The following is a 674-nucleotide window of genomic DNA, read 5'->3' as shown; positions in this document are numbered from 1 at the left end:
ATGGATATTAGGATTATTAGGGTTAATACCGATTTATTTAGGAATTAAAGTGGCTATTTATGGTGATAGTGACGGAGAAGAGAGAGCTAAAAAAGAATTGAATGAAAAAGGATTGTCTAAACTAGTTGGTACGATTGCAATTATTACGATAGCAAGTTGTGGCGCTGATAATATTGGTGTATTTGTTCCCTATTTTGTGACATTAAGTGTTACTAATTTATTAATTACTTTGTTTGTCTTTTTAATTTTAATTTTCTTCTTGGTATTTACTGCACAAAAATTAGCTAATATTCCAGGAGTTGGAGAAATTGTTGAGAAATTTGGTCGTTGGATTATGGCTGTTATTTATATAGCTTTAGGTTTATTTATCATTATAGAAAATGACACTATTCAAACAATTTTAGGATTTATATTTTAATTTAGGGTGTGATTTTATATGAGCTATAAAAATGCTTGTGATGTGATCTGTGTACATGAGGATAAAGTTAACAATGCCTTAAGTTTTTTAGAAGATGATAAATCTAAGAAATTACTTAACATTTTAGAAAAGATTTGTGATGAGAAGAAATTGAAAATTATATTATCTTTGATTAAAGAAGATGAGTTGTGTGTTTGTGATATTTCTTTGATATTGAAAATGAGTGTTGCTTCAACTTCACATCATTTAAGACTTT

General features: G+C 27.6%; 2 protein-coding genes. Both read left to right on the top strand.

Translation table 11 applies throughout. The features are described 5' to 3' along the window. Positions 1-418, top strand: a 418-nt coding sequence (locus tag B1729_RS20480; protein WP_163634656.1) for a CadD family cadmium resistance transporter, incomplete at its 5' end; no start/stop codon positions are given. Between the two features lie 18 nt (positions 419-436). Beyond that, positions 437-674: ArsR family transcriptional regulator (locus B1729_RS20475; protein WP_163634654.1), on the top strand; the 238-nt coding region annotated here is incomplete at its 3' end.

This window comes from Microbacterium sp. B35-04 (genome assembly GCF_010634885.1).
Lineage (GTDB): Bacteria > Actinomycetota > Actinomycetes > Actinomycetales > Microbacteriaceae > Microbacterium.
Note: the sequence above shows the minus strand (reverse complement) of the source record. Positions and strands in the feature narration are given on the sequence as shown.